This is a genomic window from Streptomyces capoamus, from assembly GCF_014654935.1.
Taxonomy (GTDB): domain Bacteria; phylum Actinomycetota; class Actinomycetes; order Streptomycetales; family Streptomycetaceae; genus Streptomyces; species Streptomyces capoamus.
Map to the genome: position 1 here is coordinate 149,733 of NZ_BNBF01000002.1, position 21,007 is coordinate 170,739.

Genomic DNA, 21,007 nt, shown 5'->3' on the forward strand with positions numbered 1-21,007 from the left:
CAGCGCGGCCTGGTCGACCTGGCGCAGGCCCTGAGCGGTGATCCGGACGACGGCCGGCAGGGCGTAGACGACGGCCGCGGCGACGGCCGGGGCACGGCCGACGCCGAACAGGGCGACGACCGGGATCAGGTACACGAACTGCGGCATGGTCTGGAAGACGTCCAGGACCGGCCGCAGGGCACGCTCGACGCGGTCGCTGCGGGCCGCGGCGATACCGGTCGCGAAGCCGAGGACGAGGGTGACGGCGACGGCGGCCAGCACCTGGGAGAGGGTGTCCAGCGACGGTTCCCACACACCGAGCACACCGATCGCGGCCATGGCGAGGACGGCGGTCAGCGCGGTGCGCCAGGTGCCGATCAGCCAGGCCAGCGCGGCCACGATCAGCAGCACCGACCACCAGGGCAGCCACTGCAGGCCGTCCCGGACCGGGTCCAGGACCCAGGTGGTGAAGTGGCCCGCCCAGTCCGCGGTGCCGCCGATCACGGGGACGCCGGAGTAGAGGTGGGCGGTCATCCAGTCGACGGCGCGGTTCACCGGCGCGGCGATGTCCAGGGACCAGCCGGCGGGCCAGTCCGGCGCGCCCAGCAGGCGGGCGACGAGGGCGGCGGCCACGGTGACGGCGAGGGCGTACGGCCAGCCGATGGTCCGGGTGCGCGTCACCCCGTCCCCGGCGGCGGCGGTCACGCGGTCCAGGACCACGGCGAGCAGCACGATCGGGACGCCGGCCGCGAGGGCGGCGCCGACGTCGACCGAGGCGAGCGCCTGGTAGACGCGGTCGCCGAGGCCGCCGGCGCCGATGACGGCGGCGATCACGGCCATGGACAGCGCCATCATGATCGTCTGGTTGAGGCCGAGGAGGAGCTCCTTGCGGGCCAGCGGGATGCGCGCGGTCAGCAGCCGCTGGCGGCGGGTGGCGCCGAGCGACTCCACGGCCTCCAGGACTTCGGGGTCGGCACCGCGCAGGCCGAGCGCGGTGAGGCGGGCCATCGGCGGGGCGGCGTACACGACGGTGGCGAGGACGGCCGCGGGGACACCGATGCCGAAGACCAGGACGACGGGGAGGAGGTAGGCGAAGGCCGGGAGCACCTGCATGGTGTCCAGGACCGGGCGCAGGGCGCGGTCGAGGCGGTCGGAGAGGCCGGCGCCCAGGCCGAGCAGCGCGCCGACGGCGACGGACGCGAGGACCGCCACGACCATGAGCGCGAGGGTCTGCATGGTCGGGACCCACATGCCGAGCGCGCCGCAGGCCAGGAACGCGACCGCGGTGCCGGCGGCCAGGCGGGCGCCGCCCAGGCGCCAGGCGGTGAGCGCGCCCAGGGCGGTGACGCCGGCCCAGCCCGCGGCGAGGAGGGCGAGGTAGACCCCGCGGACGGCCAGGATGACGGCGTTGCTGATGTAGCCGAAGAAGTACAGGAACAGCGGGTGGCTGTCCCGGTTGTCGATGACCCAGTCGCTGGCCGAGGTGAGGGGCTTGTCCACGTGGACCGTCAGCTGGTGGGGCCAGCCGGTGCCGGGCCAGTGGGCGGCGGCCCAGGGGGCCAGGACCGCGGCGACGAGGGCGAGCAGCAGGAGCTTGCCCGCGGCGCGGCTCTTGAGGACGCGGGGGGTGCCGGTGCGCAGGGCCGGGATGCTGAGCGTTGCCATCAGACGGCCTCCGGGGTGGTCCGGGGGCCGGACGGGTTCGCCCGCCGGCGCTGGGCGGGGACCGCTTCCTCCGCGACGGGCGCCGGGGCGGCCCCGGTGTCCGCGGCGGCCGGGGGTGCGGCATCGGTGTCCACGCCCGCCACCACGCCGAGCAGCTGCTCGTGGTCGACCACGCCCAGGCAGCGGCCGTGGTCCATGACGCGCGCCGGGGTGCCCGCGCGGGCCACCGCCTCGATGGCCTCCGCCACCGTGGCCTCGGGGCGCACCGCGGGGCCCTCGGCCGTCTCGCCGGCGGCGGCCGGGCGCATGGCGGTACCCACCGTCATCACCTGCTCGCGCGGGACGTCCCGGACGAACGCGCGGACGTAGTCGTCGGCCGGGGAGCCGACGATCTCCTCGGGGGTGCCGAGCTGGACGACGCGGCCGTCGCGCATGAGGGCGATGCGGTCGCCGAGCCTGAGGGCCTCGGAGAGGTCGTGGGTGATGAAGACCATCGTGCGGCCCTCCTCGCGGTGCAGGCGGGCCACCTCTTCCTGCATGTCGCGCCGGATGAGCGGGTCCAGCGCGCTGAACGGCTCGTCGAACAGCAGCACCTCGGGGTCCACGGCGAGCGCGCGGGCCAGGCCGACGCGCTGGCGCTGGCCGCCGGACAGCTGGCCGGGGCGGCGCTTCTCCATGCCTTCCAGGCCGACCTTGGCGACGAACTCGGCGGCCCGCTCACGGCGTTCGGACCGGCCGACGCCCTGGATCTCCAGGCCGTAGGCGACGTTGTCGAGGACCGTGCGGTGCGGGAGCAGGCCGAAGTGCTGGAAGACCATGGCGGCCCGGTGCCGGCGCAGTTCGCGCAGCCGGGCCCGGTCCATCGCGCGGACGTCCTCGCCGTCGATGGAGATCGTGCCGGCGGTCGGTTCGATCAGGCGGGTCAGGCAGCGGACGAGGGTGGACTTGCCGGAGCCGGACAGGCCCATGACGACGAAGACCTCGCCCTTGCGGACGTCGAAGGAGACGTCCCGGACGGCGGCGGTGCAGCCGGTGCGGGAGCGCAGTTCGGCGGGGTCGAGCGCGGCCAGCTCGGGGTCGGCGGGGATGCGCTCCGGCTTGGGTCCGAAGACCTTCCACAGGCCGGACACCGAGAAGACCGGGTCGCCGGTGGTGGGGGGCTTGCGCGTGGGAACGGTGAGAGTCATCGGGGGTCACCTCCGATAAGGTCGACGGCCTTCTCCCCGACCATGAGCACCCCGATCATCGGGTTGACGGCGGTCATGGTGGGGAAGACGGACGCGTCGGCGATGCGAATGCCGTCGAGACCGCGGATCCTCAGCTCCGGGTCGACCACGGCGAGTTCGTCGTCGGCGGCGCCCATCTTGCAGGTGCCGGCCGGGTGGTAGACGGTGTGCGCGACCTTGCGGGCGTACTCGCTCAGCTCGGCGTCGCCGAGGATCTCCGGGCCGGGGCACACCTCGCGCTTGAGCCAGCCGGCGAGGGGTTCGGTCCGGGCGACCTCGCGGGCGAGGCGGATGCCGTCGACCAGGGTCCGGGCGTCGTAGTCCTCCTCGTCGGTGAAGTACCGGAAGTCCAGCGCGGGCTTCACGGACGGGTCGGCGCTGGTCAGGTAGAGGCGGCCGCGGCTCCTGGGCTTGGGGATGTTCGGGGTCATGGAGACGCCGTACCGCGGGCGTTCGTAGCCCAGCCGCTCCGGGTTGTCGGTGAACGGGATCTGGTAGAAGTGGAACATCAGGTCCGGGCCCGGGCTCGCCGGGTCGCGGCGGACGAACAGGCCCGCGTCGGAGTCCATCGCGGAGTTCTCCGGGATCGGCCCGTCGGTCTCCCAGACGATGACCGACTCGGGGTGGTCGAGCAGGTTCTCGCCGACGCCCGGCAGGTCGTGCACGACGGGGATGCCGAGCGCCCGGAGGTCCTGCGCGGGGCCGATGCCCGAGTGCAGCAGCAGCCGCGGGGAGTCGACGGCGCCCGCGCACAGCACGACCTCGTTGCGGGCGCGGATCAGCAGTTCCTCGCCGTCCTTGGTGCGCACGTGCACGCCCTCGGCGCGGGTGCCGTCCAGTTCCAGCTTGTACGCCCAGGTCTCCAGCAGGATCGTGAGGTTGGGCCGCTCGTCCATCACCGGGTGCAGGTACGCCACCGACGCCGAGGACCGCTTGTTGTTCTCGGGGTGGTAGGCGAGGTCGAAGAATCCGACGCCTTCGGTGAAGGGCTTGCGGTTGAAGCCCTCGACCTTGGGTACCCCGAGTGCCGACCGGGCGGCGTCGACGAAGTCGCGGGCGATGGCGTTCCGGTCCTTCTCGTCGACGGAGACGATGTTGTTCTTCAGACGGGCGAAGTAGGCCTCCATGGGGACGGCGCCCCAGCCCTTGGCGCCGGCGGCCTCCCACTCGTCCCAGTCCGAGGGCAGGGGCTTGAAAGAGATGAGGGTGTTGTGCGAGGAGCAGCCGCCGAGGACGCGGGCGCGGCTGTGCCGGATGTGGGAGTTGCCGCGGGGCTGTTCCACCGTGGGGTAGTCGTAGTCGAGTTCGCCGCCGAGCAGGCCCATCCAGCGGCGCAGGGTGAGGACGTCGTCACGGTCGACGTCGCTCGGGCCGCCCTCGATGACGGCGACGGTGACGTCCGGGTTCTCGGTGAGGCGGGAGGCGATGACGGATCCCGCGGTGCCGCCGCCGATGACGACGTAGTCGTAGACATGGGGGGTGTGGGACATGGGGGTACTACTCCGGGGGTGTTCCAGGACGGTGGGGTCGGGGGCCGGCCGGCTCGGGGCCGGCCGGCTGACGGGTCCGGTCCGGGGTCGGCCGGTCCGGGGTCGGCCGGTCCGGGGTCGGCCGGCTCGGGGTCAGCCGGCGAACCAGCGGACGGGCTTCGGGGCGAGGTTCTGGTAGACGTGCTTGGTCTCGCGGTACTCGGCGAGTCCGGCGGGGCCCAGCTCGCGGCCGGTGCCGCTCCTGCCGAAGCCGCCCCATTCCGCCTGCGGCAGGTAGGGGTGGAAGTCGTTGATCCAGACGGTGCCGTGGCGCAGCCGGCCGGCGACGCGGCGGGCCTTGCCCGGGTCGCTGGTCCAGACACCGCCGGCGAGGCCGTACTCGGTGTCGTTGGCGAGGAACACCGCCTCGTCCTCGGTGCGGAAGGTCTCGACGGTGAGGACCGGGCCGAAGACCTCCTCACGGACGACCTTCATCTCGCGGTGGCAGGCGTCGAGGACGGTCGGCTCGTAGAAGTAGCCCGCCTCGGGGCGCTGCGGCGACGGTTCGGGCCGCTTGCCGCCGCAGCGCAGCACGGCACCCTCCGCCAGCGCGGAGGCGACGTACGCCTCGACCTTGGCGCGCTGCTGCTCGGAGACGAGCGGGCCGCACTCGACGCCCTCCTCGGTGCCGCGGCCCAGGCGTATCCGCGCCGCGCGGCGGGCGAGTTCGGCGACGAAGCGCTCGCGGACGGACTCCTCGACGATGAGGCGGGCACCGGCCGAGCAGACCTGGCCGCTGTGGATGAAGGCCGCGTTCAGGGCCTGGTCGACGGCGGTGTCGAAGCCCTCCTCGGTGGCGCAGGCGTCGGCGAAGACCACATTGGGGTTCTTGCCGCCGAGTTCGAGGGCGACCTTCTTGACGGTGGGCGCGGCGGCCTGTGCGACCTTGGTGCCGCTGACCAGTCCGCCGGTGAAGGAGACCAGGTCGACGTCGGGGTGCTCGGCGAGCCGGGCGCCCACGGTGTGGCCGGGGCCGGTGACGAGGTTGGCCACGCCGGCGGGCAGGCCGGCCTCGGCCAGCAGGTCGATCAGCGCGATCGTCGTCATCGGGGTGATCTCGCTGGGCTTGATCACGAAGGTGTTGCCGGCGGCGAGCGCCGGGGCGATCTTCCAGCTGGCCTGGAGCAGGGGGTAGTTCCAGGGGGTGATCAGCGCGCAGACGCCGACGGGTTCGTGCACGACCACGCTGTGGATGTCGGGCGAGCCCGCGTCGACCACTCGGCCGGGGGCCTCGGCGGCGACGAGGTCGGCGAAGTAGCGGAACGCGTCGGCGACGCAGTCGATGTCGACGCGGCCCTCCTCGGCGGTCTTGCCCGCGTCCCGGCTCTCCAGCAGGCCGAGTTCCTCGCGGTCGCGCACCAGGAGGTCGGCGACGCGGCGCAGCAGGGCGGCACGCTCGGCGGCCGGGGTGTGCGGCCAGGTGCCCTGGTCGAAGGCCTCGCGGGCGGCGGCGATCGCGCGCTCCGCGTCCTTCTCGTCACCGTCGGCGACGACGGCGAAGGGGCTGGCGTCCGCGGGGTCGAGGATCTCGCGGGTGGCGCCGAAGATGGCTTCCAGCCATTCGCCGCCCGCATGGATGGTTGCCCGGGCCTGTCGTTCCGTTCTGTGCGGCATGATCGGTGTCGCCTTCCGTTCCTGTTCGGTGCCCCTGCGTCACACGGGTGTCTCGCGTGGGGACCGTCGCCGCCTGCCCAAGGCTTCCGCGTTGCATGCGCAATCGATGACCGAAAGTGCGCCGCGTCACTGAAAACTCGGTCGAAAAAGGACAAAACTGCGTCACAGAGGGGTGGTCGGGGCGATCACGGAGGTGCGGGATGTCGCGTACCTCACACTGGACCGTTCGCACCGGCCGGTCGGGGCCGGTCAGAGGGGACCGGGCCGGCAGGACCGCGCCACGGCTGACGCGTCCGTCATCAGCTCCCGCACACAGCCGCGCAGCCAGGCGTGGGCCGGATCGGCGTCGTGGCGCGGGTGCCAGGCGAAGCCCAGCCGCACCGCGGGCAGCCGCAGCGGGACCTCGAAGGTCACCAGGCCGAGGGTGTCGGCGAGCGACCGGCCCCACTGGCTGACCAGCCCGATCAGGTTGGTCTCGCGCAGCACGAACAGCGAGGCCGGATAGGTGCCGACGCTCCCCACCACCTTGCGCTCCAGACCGAGTTCGGCGAGGGCGTCGTCCACCGGCCCGCGCTGCCTGCCGCGCCGGGACACGATCAGGTGCCCCGCCGCCCCGGCGAACCGCTCGGGCGTCACCTCCCCGTCCAGGAGCGGGTGCCCGGGCCGTACGACGCCCAGCATGCGGTCCTCGCGCACCGTCTCCACCCGCACCTCGGGCGCGACCGAGTCGATCACCCCCACCTCCAGGTCGGCGGTGCCCTGACGCAGGAACGGGGCGTCGACGTGGCTCTCGCTCAGGAAGCGCAGCCGGATGCCGGGGGCCTCACGGGCGGCGCGGGCGAACAGGGCGGCGCCGTGCGTGGCGGCGATCGCGTCGTGGCCCATGATCGTGAAGGTGCGGGTGACCGTGCGCACGTCGGTGTCCCGGTTCGGCGCGAACAGGGCGCGGGCCCGCTCCACCACCGCGCCGACCTCGGCCCGGACGGCCAGCGCGTGCGGGGTCGGCACCATCCGGCGGCCGGCGCGCACCAGCACCGGGTCCCCGAGCGCCTTGCGGATCCGGCCCAGGGTGCGGCTCATCGCCGGCTCGGACAGGTGCAGCCGGCGGGCGGCGCCCTGCACGCTCTCCTCCTCCAGCAGCACGTCGAGCGCGACCAGCAGGTTGAGGTCCAGGCCCGTGGATTGCGTCATGTGCAGGTGTTCCTTGCGAAGGTTGCACTGGAAGACAGGTCGATGGTGAGCCTACGGTGAGGGCGCACCCCACACCACCACCAGCTCCCAGGAGGAGCCGTGCCCGCGCACGCCCTGAAACGTCCGACCCTGCTGACCCTGTGCGCCTGCGTGCTGGTCGCGCAGAGCATGGTCGCCGCCATCAACCTGCTGATCCCGCAACTGACTTCGTCCGCCCTGCACCCCTCGCACACCGACATCCTGTGGACGGTCGACGCCTACGTCATCGTCTTCGCGGGCCTGCTGATCCCGGCCGGCGCGCTCGGCGACCGGCACGGCCGCAAGGGCGCCCTGCTCGCCGGCCTCGCCCTGTTCGCCGCGGGCGCCGCGACCAGCGCGCTCGCCCCCGACCCCGCGGTGCTGATCGCCGGCCGGGGCCTGTCCGGGGCCGGGGCCGCGCTGATCACCCCGGCCACGATGTCGATCCTGGTGCAACTGGCCGGGCCCGAGCGCCGGGCCCAGGCGATGGCGTCCTGGACGCTGGCCATCGGACTGGGCGGCATGGCGGGCAACCTGGGCGGCGGCCTGGTCGGCCAGTACCTGTCCTGGCGGGCGCTGTTCGCCGCGATGGTGCCGCTGGCCGCCGTCCTCGCCGCCGCCGTGGCCGTGACCACCCCGCGCACCGCCCGCTCCGCGCACGGCAGCCCGGACCCCGTCGGCACCCTGCTGCTCACCGCCGGCCTGGTGGCCGTGCTCTTCGGCATCATCGAGGGCCCCGGCCACGGCTGGACGTCGGCGCGCATCCTGTCCGCGTTCGGCGTCGGCGCCCTGCTGGTGGCGGCGTTCACCGTGCACGCCCTGCGCTCCCGCGCCCCGCTGTTCGACCCGCGCGTCTTCCGCTCCGGCGGACTGCGCGCGACGACCCTGGGCCTGGCGACCGGATTCTTCGGGCTGTTCGCGCTGTTCTTCGTCAACGCCCAGTACCTGCAGGAGGTCAAGGGGTTCGAGCCCGCGGTGACCGGGGTGGCGATCGTGCCGCTCATCGTCGGCATGGCCCTGGTCCCCAGGTTCGCGGCCCGCTGGTCGGCACGTCCGCGCCCGGTCGTCGGCACCGGGCTCGCGCTGATCGGCCTGGGCCTGCTGGCCGCGTCCACGGCGGACGCGCACACGCCGTACGCGCTGTACGCGTGCTGGCTGCTGGTCATCTCGACGGGCGCCGGCCTCGCCATGCCGGCCCTCACCCTGGGTGTGGTGGTCTCCCTCCCGCCGCACCGGGCGGGGCTCGGCGCCGGACTCGGCACCTCGGCACGGGAGATCGGCGCGGCCCTCGGAGTCGCGGTCGCCGGCACGGCCCTGGCCGGCCACGCCGACTTCGCGAGCGGGATGGGTCCGGCGCTGCGCACCGTCGGCGCGGTGGTCCTGCTGGCGACGGCGGCGGTGGTGACGGGCTACCGCCCCGGCGGTAGCCGCGCGTCCCGCACGGCACCGGACCCGGCGGCGGCCAAGGAGCCGGTGCCGCACTCCTGAACGGGAATTCGGGCGCAGACGACGAGGCCCCCTCCCGCCGTTGCGGGAAGGGGCCTCGTGTGCGGAGCGCCGGGCAGGCCTTGCACCTGCATCTCCCCGCAGGAAGCGGGGCGTCTTTCCTTGGACCACCAACGCATCACCTGGTGCCGGTTTCCCGGCGGCCAGTGCGTGATCAACTATAGCGCACCGGCGCCGGGTGACACCACGTCGGATCGGGCGGACGCCGGATCAGATGAGGCCGAGGCCGCGGACCGCCTCGCGCTCCTCCACCAGCTCCTGGACGGAGGCGTCGATGCGGGCGCGGGAGAACTCGTTGATGTCCAGGCCCTGGACGATCTCGTACGTGCCGTTCTTCGTGGTGACCGGGAAGGAGGAGATCAGGCCCTCCGGGACGCCGTAGGAGCCGTCCGACGGGATGCCCATGGAGGTCCAGTCGCCCTCGGCGGTGCCGTTGACCCAGGTGTGCACGTGGTCGATGGCGGCGTTGGCGGCGGAGGCGGCCGACGAGGCACCGCGGGCCTCGATGATGGCGGCGCCGCGCTTGGCGACGGTCGGGATGAAGTCCTCGGCCAGCCACTTCTCGTCGTTCACGGTCTCGGCGGCGTTCTTGCCGGCGACGGTGGCGTGGAAGATGTCCGGGTACTGGGTGGCGGAGTGGTTGCCCCAGATGGTCAGGCGCTTGATGTCGGCGACCGTCGAGCCCGTCTTCTTCGCGAGCTGGGTGAGCGCGCGGTTGTGGTCGAGGCGGGTCATCGCGGTGAAGCGCTCGGCGGGGACGTCCGGCGCGGCGGCCTGCGCGATGAGCGCGTTGGTGTTGGCCGGGTTGCCGACGACGAGGACCTTGATGTCGTCCGCGGCGTGGTCGTTGATGGCCTTGCCCTGCGGCTTGAAGATGCCGCCGTTGGCCTCCAGCAGGTCACCGCGCTCCATGCCCTTGGTGCGCGGGCGGGCGCCGACCAGGAGGGCTACGTTGGCGCCGTCGAAGGCGACGTTCGGGTCGTCGGTGATCTCGATGCCCTGGAGCAGCGGGAAGGCGCAGTCGTCCAGCTCCATCGCCGTGCCCTCGGCGGCCTTCAGGGCCGGGGTGATCTCCAGCAGGCGCAGCTTGACCGGCACGTCCGCGCCGAGCAGCTGGCCGGAGGCGATGCGGAAGAGCAGGGCGTAACCGATCTGGCCGGCCGCGCCGGTGACGGTGACGTTCACGGGAGTGCGGGTCATGGCGTTCTCCGTATGACAGCTGGCGGTGGGGCGTCCCCGCCCCGGGCGGATGATCGATCTCTTGGCATCAAGACAGATCCAGCGGTCAGGCTATCGCGCATCCGACAGGTGAGACGTCCGGGGCCGTGTGGCTCACCCCACAAGGGGATCAGCGGGGAGGTATCGCCTTCCCGGCCGCGGCACGGGCGGCCACGAAGGGGCGGCCGCCCGTCCGGGAGAGGGGGACGGGTACGGCCGCCGGTGGGGGGTCCCGTGTACCGGACTCCCGTGGGGGTTACGGTTCGCGTGCCCAGGATGCGGGCCCGCCATGCCACCCCACCGGAATCTCCCCGTCCTGCTTTTTTCCCCTCCTCCAGGCCGTGCGGCCTTCCTCTCCCTCAGGCCGTGCGGCCCGTCATTCCGTGCAGCCCGTCTGTCCCGTGGCGAGCGTCGCGCAGGCCCTGGCCTGGGCCGGGTTCCGTACGGCGATCATCGGGGTGTACCCGATGGTGTCCCCGGCGGCCGTGATGTCGCCCGTCAGGCGGACCTTGCCCACCGAGACCCGTACGGTGTCCCCCGGCGACCCGCCGGTGATCCGGCCCCACGCGGTGCCGCACACCTTGCTGTAGCGGACCTCCAGGGTGGTCGTCCCCACGGTGGCGGTCTTGGCGGTCGTCACCAGCTCGCCGCTGCACCCCATCGCCTCCGCGTCCTTGCCGGTGCAGGCGGCTCCGGCGCACCGCACACCGGGGGGCGGGCTCGTCCGCGCCGACGCCGACGGGGAGGGCGACCCGGCCCCCTTGCCCCCGCGCCCCGCCCCGTCCCCGTGCATGAGGACGAAGGCCCCGGCGATGAGTGCCCCCACGCCGACCAGCCCCGCGAAGAACATCACGACCTGCTGCCGCCGCGCGGACCGGCGTGCGGCGGCGGACGCGGGAGGTGCCTGCCGGGGGTCGGTGCCGCCGGGGGCGGGCGTGCCCGGGGCCGGGGTGGCGGGGCCGGGGACCCGGACAGGTCCGGCGGGGGTGCCCGCCTGGGACCTGGCGTCGGCGCAGAAGGGCTCGGCCGGCCCGGTGGGCGGCCGGTTCCCGGGGCGGGCGGTCGCCTTGGACGGGCCCCGGTAACCGGCCAGTCCCCAGGAGTTCTTGGGAGGCTCACCGGCGCCGTCGGAGACGGTACGGGAACCGGTGCCCCCGCCGGAGGCCGTGGCCGTGCGGGCGGCCGGCCATCCGGGCGGCACGCTGTCCTGGACGCCGTCACCCGGATCCGCCGGCGGGGCGGGTATCGCTGGTGGGGCGGGTATCGCCGACGGAGCAGGGATCGCCGGCGGGGCGCCGACGGCACCTCCGCCGCCACGCTTGGCCAACGAAAGGCGCTTACGGCCGCCCGCGCCCGCGGCCGTACCGGGAGCGGCCCCCGGTGCCGTGCCGCCGGCCGTACCGGGGGCTGCCCCCGGTGCCGTGCCGCCGGCCGGACGCGCCTGCGCACCGCCGGCCGGCTCCCCGCCGGTCCCCCCGGCCACCCTGGCGGAACCACCACCGGCCGCACGACCGGCCGCCCCCGCGGACGCACCGCCCGGCCGGCCCGCGGCCGTACCGTCGGACGCCGGCTCCTTGCCCGGTCCGCCGGCCGTGTCCCCGGCGGGCTCCGGTGCCGTCGCCAGGTCGCCCAGTGCCGCGCGGGCCTCCGTGATGCGGGCCTCGGTCAGTGTGCGGTCGTGGCGTGGCTCCGCCCGCGTCCAGGCGCGTTCGGCCGCCTCCCACAGGGTGGTCAGACGGCCGGGGTCGCCGCCGGTGGCCTCGGCGAGGGCGATGACCGCGCCCTTGGGCGCGAGGAGCCGGCCGTCCAGGTAGCGTTCCCAGGACGTCCTGCCGTAGCCCGTGCGCTCGGCCAGTGCCGCGATGCTCAGACCGCTGTCGTCCACCAACCGCCGCAAGCGGACGGCGAATTGCTCGATCTGCGGTTCCAGATCCTCCGGCAGGGCCTTCCAGCGAGGCATCGCCTACCCCCTCTTCCCCTCTTCCCCCGTGTTCCGTGCCGCGCGTTCCGCGCAGACCAAGGATCCCAGTTCCGCGCGGGGCAACGCACCGGAGCCGGGGGTCAGCCGCCCGGGGTGACCAGGCCCGTCTCGTACGCCAGCACCACCGCCTGCGCCCGGCTGCCGAGGTCGAGCTTGCTCATGGTGCGGTTGAGGTGGGTCTTGACGGTGGCCTCGCTGATGTAGAGGCGGTCGGCGATCTCCAGGTTGGACAGGCCGCGGGCGGTCAGCCTGAGGACCTGCACCTCGCGGGAGGTGAGCACGCCCAGGTCGGGCGGCGGCGGGGTGTCGGCGGGCTGCTGCCGGCGGGCGAAGGCCTCCACCAGGCGCCGGGTGACACTGGGGGCGAACAGGGCGTCACCGCCGTCGACCGCCGTGACCGCAGCCAGCAGCCGCTCGGGGCCGGAGTCCTTAAGCAGGAACCCGGAGGCGCCGGCGCGCAGTGCCCCGTACACGTACTCGTCCAGGTCGAAGGTGGTCAGCACCAGGACCCGGGGCGGGCGGTCGGCGGCCTGCGCGAGGATCCGTTCGGTGGCCTCGATGCCGTTGACGCCGGGCATCCGGATGTCCATGAGGACGACGTCGGGCCGGGTCTCGGCGGCGAGCCGTACGGCCTCCTCGCCGTCCGCCGCCTCACCCACCACCTCGAAGCCGGGCGCGGCGTCGAGCAGCCCGACGAGACCGGCGCGGATGAGGAACTGGTCGTCCACGACGAGCACTCTGGTCATGCCGTACGGTCGTCCCCCCGCCGTGCGCCTGCCTCACCGCTCCGCCTCCGCGGCGCCCCCGCGGCCGCGTTCGGCGGCGGACGTCGGCAGGGCCAGCCGCACCTCGTAGCCGCCCCCGGAGCGGGGGCCGACCGAGATCGTCCCCCCGTAGAGCTTGGCCCGCTCCCGCATGCCAATCAAGCCGTGGCCACTGCCTGTCGGCACTCTGGCCGGATCCGCCCCCTCGCCGTCGTCGGTGACGCGGACGGTCAGCTCATGCGGCCCGTACTGCAGTTCCACGCGCGCGTGTGCGGGCCCGGCGTGCTTGAGGGCGTTGGTGAGGGCCTCCTGGACGACGCGGTAGGCGCACAGTTCGACGCCGGGCGGCAGCGGGCGGGCGGTGCCCGTGACGGCGAGGTCCACGGGCAGGCCGCCGCCGCGGACCCGGTCCACCAGTTCGCCGAGCCGGGCCAGGGTGGGCATGGGGGCCCGCTCGGGCGCCTCGGGGTCCTCCTCGCGCAGCACCTGGAGCATGCGGCGCAGTTCCTCCAGGGCCTCGCCGCTGGTGTCCGCTATGGTGCCGAGCGCCCCGCGCGCCTTCCCCGGGTCGGAGTCGAAGACGAACCGGGCGAGTCCGGCCTGCACGGAGATGACCGACATGTGGTGGGCGACGACGTCGTGCAGCTCGCGGGCGATCCGGCCGCGTTCCTCGGCGACCGCGCGCCGGGCCCGCTCGGCCTGCTCGGCCCGCAGCCGCCGGGTGAGTTCGGCGGTCCGCCGGGCCAGGTGCCCGAACCAGACGAGCACCGAGCAGTACAGCAGGGCCTGGCCGAGCACGGACGCCATGGACGGGCTGTGGCTGACCGCACCGGCGTACACCCAGAGCGCGGCCAGGCAGCCGGCGCAGGCCAGGGCGGTGCGCAGCGGGCGGACGGAGGCCACGGTGTACAGGGCGAGCATGGCGCCGAACGTGCACACCACCGGCCAGTAGCCGAGGCTGACGAAGCCGACCGCGGCGGCCTCGATGACGGCGAAGACGACGAGGGGGTGGCGGCCGCGCAGGGCGACCGGGAGATGGGCGAAGGCGATGAGGACGTAGGCCCGGGCGTCGAGTTCCGGCCAGCCCTGCGACCGGGACTCCCCTCCGAGCAGGACGGCCACCACGGCCATGGCCACCGCGATCAGCGTGTCCACGACCAGCGGGCGGGGGGTCCTCAGTCGCATCGCCGCAGGGTAACGCCCACGGCGGTACCGCGAAGTCAACCGGGCGCGGTACCGCGGAAGTTGCAGCGTCCGGCCGGCTGCACCCACCGGGGGTGAGGAGGTTCGGCCCGGGGACGGAGGCGGTGCGCGTCGCACGGCCGTAGCGTCGGGGCAGGGGGGACGACGGTGGCCCGCGTCCCCGGGGGAGACGCGGGCCACCGGCCGTTCAGGGGACGCTACTTGCTGACCGTGAAGTGCAGGATGTCCTTCAGGAACGGCATCTTCAGCAGCGGGTCGGGCTGGATCATCAGCGCCAGCAGGGAGATGACCAGGCCCAGGACGCCGTAGGTGACGATGTCGGTGAACCGGGAGCGGACGGCGAGCATGCCGACGCCGGGCAGCATCCAGCGCAGGACCGCGCCGGCCAGCAGCGCGGCGCCGATCAGCAGGGTGCCCGCACGGATCATGTCGAGCGCCGTCAGCAGCAGGCCGAGGGCGACCGCCGACAGCACCACGAGCAGCGGCCACTGGCGGGCGGGCGCCGGGGCGTCGCCGGCCGCAGCCCGGCCGCCGCCCTCGGGGCGGGCGGTGTCCTTGGTGAACAGCGGGAAGCGACGGGTGACGCGGCGCGGGCGCCCCTCGGCGTCCGGGGCGCTGATCGCGTCGCGGACGGTCGGTTCCGCGCTCCCGCGCGCGTCCTCAGCCGGCACTGCGCTCCGCCGCCTCGACCACGTTGACCAGCAGCTGCGCCCGGGTCATCGGGCCGACGCCACCGGGGTTGGGGGAGATCCAGCCGGCCACCCCGGTCACGTCCGGGTGGACGTCACCGACGATCTTGCCCTCGGCGTTGCGGGAGACACCGACGTCCAGGACGGCGGCACCCGGCTTGACGTCCTCGGCGCGGATCAGATGCGGGAAACCGGCCGCGGCGATGATGATGTCGGCCCGCTTCAGGTGGGCGGAGAGGTCACGGGTGCCGGTGTGGCACTGGGTGACGGTGGCGTTCTCGCTGCGCCGGGTGAGCAGCAGCGGCATCGGGCGGCCGATGGTGACACCGCGGCCGACGACCACCACCTCGGCGCCCTTCATCTCCACGCCGTGGGCGCGCAGCAGGCTGATGATGCCGTTGGGGGTGCAGGGCAGCGGGGCCGGCTCGTTGAGCACCAGGCGGCCCAGGTTCATCGGGTGCAGGCCGTCGGCGTCCTTGGCCGGGTCCATCAGTTCCAGGATGCGGTTCTCGTCGATGCCCTTGGGCAGCGGCAGCTGGACGATGTAGCCGGTGCAGGCGGGGTCCTCGTTCAGCTCGCGGACGACCGCCTCGATCTCCTCCTGTCCGGCCGTGGCCGGCAGCTCGCGCTGGATGGAGGCGATGCCCACCTGCGCGCAGTCACGGTGCTTGCCGGCGACGTACTTCTGGCTGCCGGGGTCCTCCCCGACCAGGATCGTGCCGAGGCCGGGCGTGACGCCCCGCTCCCGGAGCGCCGCCACGCGGGCGGTCAGATCGGACTTGATCGCGGCTGCGGTGGCCTTGCCATCGAGAATCTGGGCGGTCATGGTCCCATCCTCGCGGATGACCCGGCCCCGGTTCCAATCCGGGTGTCACAGCATGATCAGCGATGTTGCACTTGCACAACACCTGACGTATCCGGCTGGACAAGTAAGAGCCCGTTAAAGAACGATGAGCACACAGTGCCGCGGGCAGTGCCGGGGGGACGGACCGCATCTGTAGAACTCTCCTCCGAACCGTGCCGCGCGTCGTCCCCGCACTTGAGCAACGGAGGAAGACCGCCATGAGCTTTGGCGACCCCAACAACCCCTACGGCCCGCCGCAGGGCCAGCAGCCCGGCTACCCGCCGCAGCCCCCGCAGGGCCAGCCCGGCTACGGCTACCCGGCCGCCCCGCCGCAGGGTCAGCCCGGCTACGGCTACCCGGCCGCGCCGCCGCTGGGGCAGCCCGGCTACGGCGTCCCCATGGAGATGCCCGGTCTGATGAAGACCGCGCGGGTGCTGCTGTTCATCCTGTCCGGTTTCCAGATCCTGTTCGGGCTGCTCGCGGGCGTCCTCATCGGTGCCGCCCAGGACGTGTCCAACGGTGTCGGCTCCGGCGACAACACCGACGGCCTGGCCGGACTCGGCTTCCTCGTCGCCGCGCTGCTGCTGGCGCTGGGCGCGCTGTCGATCTTCCTGGGCGTGAAGTTCAAGAACGGCGGCAGCGGCATCCGCATCACCACGATCGTCTACGCGGCGCTGATGATCCTCGGCGGCATCACCAACATGGCGAGCGGCCAGAACGGTTCCGCCACCTTCGGCGGGCTGATCTCCCTCGCCATGGCCGGCATCATCCTCGCGTCGATGGTCACCAGCTCGGCCTCCGCCTGGTTCAACCGCCCGCGGTACTGAGCCGTCCGGCACGCGCACACCCAGGGCCGCGTCCCGTCCGCCCGGACGGGGTGCGGCCCGGCGTGTTCCCGGGGGCCGGGCGGGACGCGGTCACCGGTCCAGGTGGGCGAGGACGGCCAGGACGCGCCGGTTGTCGGTGTCGGCCGGGTGCAGGCCCAGCTTGGTGAAGATGTTGCCGATGTGCTTGGCGACGGCCTTCTCGGTGACGAACAGGGCCTGGGCGATGCCCGCGTTGGAGCGGCCCTGGGCGACGAGTTCGAGGACCTCGCGTTCCCGTGCCGAAAGGCTGCCGACGGACGCGTCGCGCTCCTTGCGGGCCAGCAGCTGGGAGACCACCTGGGGGTCCAGGGCGGTACCGCCCGCGGCCACCCGCTCGATCGCGTCGAGGAACTGGGCGCCGTTGGTGACACGGTCCTTCAGCAGATAGCCGACGGCCCGGCCGCCGCCGACGAGCAGCTCGCGGGCGTAGAGCGGCTCCACGTACTGGGAGAGCAGCAGCACCGGCAGCTCCGGGCTGTCCGCGCGGGCGGCCAGGACGGCGCGCAGGCCCTCGTCGGTGAAGTCCGGCGGCAGCCGTACGTCGACGACCGCGATGTCCGGCCGGTCCCGGCCCAGCGCCCGCAGCAGGTCGGGGCCGTTGTCGACGGCGGCGACCACCTCGTGGCCGTAGGCCCCGAGCAGACGGATCAGCCCGTCCCTCAGCAGGAAGTGGTCTTCGGCGAGGACAACACGCACGGGATCTCCATCGTCACCATCGTCGGGCCGCCCACCGGACTGCTCACCGCCAGCACGCCGTCGAAGGTGGCGAGCCGCCGCTCGATGCCCCGCAGGCCGGTGCCGCGGGAGGCGTCGGCGCCGCCGTCCCCGTCGTCGGTCACGCCGATGCGGAGCATCCCGTGATCGTAACGAAGGTCGATCCAGGCCCGGCCGGCCCCCGCGTGCTTGGCGACGTTGGTGAGCAGCTCCGACACGGCGAAGTAGGCGGCGGACTCGACGGGCGCCTCGGGACGGCCGGCCAGCTCGGAGCGGACCTCGGCGGACACCGGGCTGACGAGGGCCAACGCCCGTACCGCGTCGGTCAGTCCGCGGTCGGCGAGGACGGGCGGGTGAATGCCGCGGACCAGGTCGCGCAGTTCCTCCAGCGCCGCCGAGGACGACTGCCGGGCCTCGGCCAGCAGGCCCCGCACGGCCTCCGGGTCGGTCTCCAGCAGGCGCTCGGCCGCATCCAGGGTCATGCCCATGGCCACGAGCCGGGCCTGGGCGCCGTCGTGCAGGTCGCGTTCGATCCGGCGGATCTCCGCCATCTGCGTGTCCACCGCGGCGGAGCGGGTGGCGGCCAGATGCCGGATCCGGCCGGCCATCAGCTCGCTCTCGCCCGGCGCCAGCATCGCCCTGGTGTACAGCGCGTGCCGGCGTACGATGCGTGGGGCGGCCCACAGGGCGAGGGGCAGCTGCAGCAGGCCCAGCACCCCGGCGAGCGTCGCGGTGGTCCAGCCCTCGACGGGGACGAAGCCGTACCAGAGGCCGTCCCACTCGGCGGACAGCTGCACCCCGAAGAAGGCGAGGAAGACGCCCCACGCTCCGCTGAGGAGCAGCGCGAACGGGAGGAAGGCCAGCAGTCCGCCCGCGACCGGGTCCGTGAGCACCCACAGGTACTCCCGCCGGGTCTGCGGGTCACCCATGATCCAGCGGTAGCGGGCGGCGGCACCGGAGGAACCCGCGGGCACGGGCGGCAGCGGTCCGGGCGGGTCCGGGATCTCCACGCCCGTCCAGCGCCGGGCGAGTTCCCGCTGCCGCGCGGCCAGCGCGCGCACCCCGCGCACGGCCCGCGGCACCAGGCCCAGTCCCGGGCCCGGCAGACCGGCCGCACCGCACACGGCCAGCGACCGGACGAAGGCCGCCACCGACATCCGGTGCAGGACCGCAGCCCGGCGCAGGGCCGTCAGTCCGGCGGACACCGAGAAACCGCTGACCGGTTCCGGCGGCCGGAACCCCCCGACGTGCGTCACCCGGTCCTCCATACGACTCGCTCCCCCTGGTCGGTGCTCCGGTTCAGGCCCTCATTGTGCGGGCGGGAGGCACGCGAAGTCGGTGGGAAAAAATCCCCTTTCGGAGCGGGCCGCGGGCAACTGGCCCGCACACACGCGTGGTCCCGCCCGTCGGCCGACGGGCGGGACCACGCGCGGGCGCCGGGGCGCGCCGCGCCGTCAGTGGAAGAAGTGGCGCGTGCCGGTGAAGTACATGGTCACGCCCGCCTTCTTGGCGGCCTCCACGACCTGCTCGTCACGGATCGAGCCGCCCGGCTGGACGATCGCCCGGACACCGGCGTCGATGAGGATCTGCGGGCCGTCGGGGAAGGGGAAGAAGGCGTCGGAGGCCGCGTACGAGCCGCGGGCCCGCTCCTCGCCGGCCCGCTCGACGGCCAGCTTGCAGGAGTCGACGCGGTTGACCTGGCCCATGCCGACGCCGACCGAGGCACCGTCCTTGGCGAGCAGGATCGCGTTGGACTTCACCGCGCGGCACGCCTTCCAGGCGAAGGCCAGCTCCCGCAGCTCCTCGGCGGACAGCGCCTCGCCGCTGGCCAGCGTCCAGTGGGCCGGGTCGTCGCCCTCGGCCTGGAGCCGGTCGGTGACCTGGAGCAGCGCGCCGCCGTCGATCGGCTTGACCTCGACCGGCTGGGCCGGGCCGTCGGGGCAGCGCAGCACGCGGATGTTCTTCTTCTTGGTGAGGGCCTCCAGCGCGCCCTCCTCGTAGTCCGGCGCCACGATGACCTCGGTGAAGATCTCCGCGACCTGCTCGGCCAGCTCCTTGCTCACCGGCCGGTTCACGGCGATCACACCGCCGTACGCGGAGACCGGGTCGCAGGCGTGCGCCTTGCGGTGCGCCTCGGCGACGTCCGCGCCGATCGCGATGCCGCAGGGGTTGGCGTGCTTGATGATCGCGACGCAGGGCTCGGCGTGGTCGTACGCGGCACGGCGGGCGGCGTCCGTGTCCGTGTAGTTGTTGTACGACATCTCCTTGCCGTGCAGCTGCTCCGCCTCGGCGAGACCGCCGGTGCCGTCGACGTAGAGGGCGGCGTCCTGGTGCGGGTTCTCGCCGTAGCGCAGGGTGTTCTTGCGCTCGTAGGCGGAGCCCAGGAAGTCCGGGAAGCGGGACTCGTCGACGGGGGCGTAGGAGGAGGCGAACCAGGAGGAGACGGCGATGTCGTACTCCGCCGTGTGCCGGAAGGCCTCCGCGGCCAGGCGCTTGCGGGCGGCGAGGTCGAAGCCGCCGTCCTTCACCGCGGCGAGCACGTCGGCGTAGCGCTGCGGGCTGGTGACCACGGCGACGGACGGGTGGTTCTTGGCGGCGGCGCGCACCATCGAGGGGCCGCCGATGTCGATCTGCTCCACGCACTCGTCGGGGGAGGCGCCGGAGGCGACCGTCTCCCGGAACGGGTACAGGTTCACGACGACCAGGTCGAACGGCTCCACGCCCAGCTCGGCGAGCTGCTCGCGGTGGCTGTCCAGGCGCAGGTCGGCGAGGATGCCCGCGTGCACCTTCGGGTGCAGGGTCTTGACGCGGCCGTCCAGGCACTCGGGGAAGCCGGTCAGCTCCTCGACCTTGGTGACGGGGACACCGGCGGCGGCGATCCGGCCGGCCGTGGACCCGGTGGAGACCAGCTCCACCCCGGCCTCGTGCAGCCCGCGGGCGAGCTCCTCGAGACCGGTCTTGTCGTAGACGCTGACGAGCGCGCGACGGATGGCCCGCTTGTTGCTCTCGGCGGTCACTGGATAACTACCTTTCGTCCCTCAATGCGATAGCCGTTGCGGGCGAGCCGCCCCACGACCTCGACGAGCAGCCTTCGCTCGACTTCCTTGATGCGCTCGTGCAGCGCGCTCTCGTCGTCCTCGTCCCGGATCTCGACCACGCCCTGGGCGATGATCGGACCGGTGTCGACGCCGTCGTCGACGAAGTGGACGGTGCAGCCGGTGACCCTGGCGCCGTACGCGAGCGCGTCACGGACCCCGTGGGCCCCCGGAAAACTGGGCAGCAGGGCCGGATGGGTGTTGACGAACCGGCCGCCGAAACGGGCCAGGAACTCCTTGCCGACGATCTTCATGAAGCCGGCCGAGACGACGAGGTCGGGCTCGTACGCGGCGACGGCCCCGGCGAGCGCCGCGTCCCACTCCTCACGGGAGCCGTGGTCCTTGACCTTGCAGACGAAGGTGGGGATCCCCGCGCGCTCGGCGCGGGCCAGCCCCTCGATGCCGCCGCGGTCCGCCCCGACGGCGACGATCCGCGCGCCGTACGCCTCGGCTCCGGTGCGCTCGATCTCGTCCAGGAGCGCCTGCAGATTGGTGCCGGAACCGGAGACCAGCACGACGAGGCGCTTGACCGCTGGGCCAGGGGTGGTGGCGGCCACGGTGGGGCCCTTTCTCGGGAAACGTTGTGTCCGGCCGTCGGCCGGCCGGGCTGTTTGTACGGTCGTACGAATGCTTCGCGTCCCGGTATACGGGGAAGTCTACGAAGCGGCCGACCGCCAGCAACGATACCGGCACTCGGGAAGGGGCCCCCGGGACGGGTGTCCGGCCGGACGGTAGCGTTCGCAAGGAGTCACGAAGGAGCAGCCTCGGGAACGCGGTCGTCGTGCGGTGCGTTCACGGGGTGGAAGCTCATGACGGACTGCCGTAGCCACCTAGGGGAAGACGCTCTTTTCATGCCCGATCGCAGCCTGCGACTCCTCACGTTCCCGCCGCGCCCGGCCCAGGGG

General features: G+C 73.6%; 17 protein-coding genes. 2 read left to right on the top strand and 15 right to left on the bottom strand.

Features of this window, described 5'->3' with window-relative positions:
• The 5 genes from IE312_RS04225 to IE312_RS04245 form a co-directional block, all read right to left on the bottom strand.
• On the bottom strand, positions 1–1,644 hold a 1,644-nt coding region (locus IE312_RS04225; RefSeq protein ID WP_229899017.1), incomplete at its 3' end, for an ABC transporter permease subunit.
• Complete coding sequence (locus tag IE312_RS04230; RefSeq protein ID WP_189978511.1) at positions 1,644–2,831, bottom strand: quaternary amine ABC transporter ATP-binding protein; 1,188 nt, start codon at positions 2,829–2,831, stop codon at positions 1,644–1,646. The genes IE312_RS04230 and IE312_RS04225, both read right to left, overlap by 1 nt.
• A complete protein-coding gene (locus IE312_RS04235; protein ID WP_189978513.1) occupies positions 2,828–4,360 on the bottom strand; it encodes a GMC family oxidoreductase in 1,533 nt (510 codons plus the stop codon). Before IE312_RS04235 ends, IE312_RS04230 begins: the two co-directional genes overlap by 4 nt.
• Positions 4,361–4,492: 132 nt before the next feature.
• On the bottom strand, positions 4,493–6,013 hold the full coding sequence (locus IE312_RS04240) for an aldehyde dehydrogenase family protein (RefSeq protein ID WP_189978515.1): 1,521 nt from the start codon (positions 6,011–6,013) through the stop codon (positions 4,493–4,495).
• Between the two features lie 249 nt (positions 6,014–6,262).
• Entirely contained in the window at positions 6,263–7,204 is a 942-nt protein-coding gene (locus tag IE312_RS04245) for a LysR family transcriptional regulator (RefSeq protein WP_189978517.1), read from the bottom strand.
• Between the two features lie 99 nt (positions 7,205–7,303).
• On the opposite strand from IE312_RS04245, the gene IE312_RS04250 reads away from it, so the two are divergent.
• Positions 7,304–8,710 (top strand): MFS transporter, encoded by a 1,407-nt coding sequence (locus tag IE312_RS04250; RefSeq protein WP_189978519.1) that lies wholly within the window; start codon positions 7,304–7,306, stop codon positions 8,708–8,710.
• A 228-nt stretch (positions 8,711–8,938) separates the two neighbouring features.
• Here IE312_RS04250 and IE312_RS04255 read toward each other — a convergent pair whose 3' ends face one another.
• From IE312_RS04255 to IE312_RS04280, 6 genes are all read right to left on the bottom strand, one after another.
• On the bottom strand, positions 8,939–9,928 hold the full coding sequence (locus IE312_RS04255) for a malate dehydrogenase (RefSeq protein WP_189978521.1): 990 nt from the start codon (positions 9,926–9,928) through the stop codon (positions 8,939–8,941).
• A gap of 394 nt (positions 9,929–10,322) precedes the next feature.
• The gene (locus tag IE312_RS04260; protein WP_189978523.1) at positions 10,323–11,906 is read right to left on the bottom strand and encodes a helix-turn-helix domain-containing protein; all 1,584 of its coding nucleotides are present in this window, start codon (positions 11,904–11,906) and stop codon (positions 10,323–10,325) included.
• A gap of 101 nt (positions 11,907–12,007) precedes the next feature.
• A complete protein-coding gene (locus tag IE312_RS04265; protein ID WP_189978525.1) occupies positions 12,008–12,673 on the bottom strand; it encodes a response regulator in 666 nt (221 codons plus the stop codon).
• 33 nt (positions 12,674–12,706) lie between these two features.
• Positions 12,707–13,876 (bottom strand): sensor histidine kinase, encoded by a 1,170-nt coding sequence (locus tag IE312_RS04270; protein ID WP_189978528.1) that lies wholly within the window; start codon positions 13,874–13,876, stop codon positions 12,707–12,709.
• A gap of 215 nt (positions 13,877–14,091) precedes the next feature.
• The gene (locus IE312_RS04275; protein WP_189978530.1) at positions 14,092–14,565 is read right to left on the bottom strand and encodes a DUF3017 domain-containing protein; all 474 of its coding nucleotides are present in this window, start codon (positions 14,563–14,565) and stop codon (positions 14,092–14,094) included.
• Entirely contained in the window at positions 14,555–15,409 is an 855-nt protein-coding gene (locus IE312_RS04280; RefSeq protein WP_189978532.1) for a bifunctional methylenetetrahydrofolate dehydrogenase/methenyltetrahydrofolate cyclohydrolase, read from the bottom strand. Before IE312_RS04280 ends, IE312_RS04275 begins: the two co-directional genes overlap by 11 nt.
• A 236-nt stretch (positions 15,410–15,645) precedes the next feature.
• On the opposite strand from IE312_RS04280, the gene IE312_RS04285 reads away from it, so the two are divergent.
• Positions 15,646–16,254 (top strand): hypothetical protein, encoded by a 609-nt coding sequence (locus IE312_RS04285; RefSeq protein WP_189978534.1) that lies wholly within the window; start codon positions 15,646–15,648, stop codon positions 16,252–16,254.
• Positions 16,255–16,344: 90 nt separating this feature from the next.
• Here the strand turns inward: IE312_RS04285 and IE312_RS04290 are convergent, their stop codons facing one another.
• The 4 genes from IE312_RS04290 to purN all read right to left on the bottom strand — a co-directional run bounded on the left by IE312_RS04290 (position 16,345) and on the right by purN (position 20,659).
• On the bottom strand, positions 16,345–16,989 hold the full coding sequence (locus tag IE312_RS04290; protein WP_189978536.1) for a LuxR C-terminal-related transcriptional regulator: 645 nt from the start codon (positions 16,987–16,989) through the stop codon (positions 16,345–16,347).
• Entirely contained in the window at positions 16,953–18,275 is a 1,323-nt protein-coding gene (locus IE312_RS04295) for a sensor histidine kinase (RefSeq protein ID WP_189978538.1), read from the bottom strand. The genes IE312_RS04290 and IE312_RS04295 overlap by 37 nt, the downstream gene beginning before the upstream one ends.
• A 186-nt stretch (positions 18,276–18,461) precedes the next feature.
• Positions 18,462–20,024, bottom strand: coding sequence for a bifunctional phosphoribosylaminoimidazolecarboxamide formyltransferase/IMP cyclohydrolase (purH, locus tag IE312_RS04300; protein WP_189978540.1), 1,563 nt, complete (start codon positions 20,022–20,024; stop codon positions 18,462–18,464).
• Complete coding sequence (purN, locus tag IE312_RS04305) at positions 20,021–20,659, bottom strand: phosphoribosylglycinamide formyltransferase (RefSeq protein WP_189978542.1); 639 nt, start codon at positions 20,657–20,659, stop codon at positions 20,021–20,023. The genes purH and purN overlap by 4 nt, the downstream gene beginning before the upstream one ends.
• Positions 20,660–21,007: the final 348 nt, after the last annotated feature.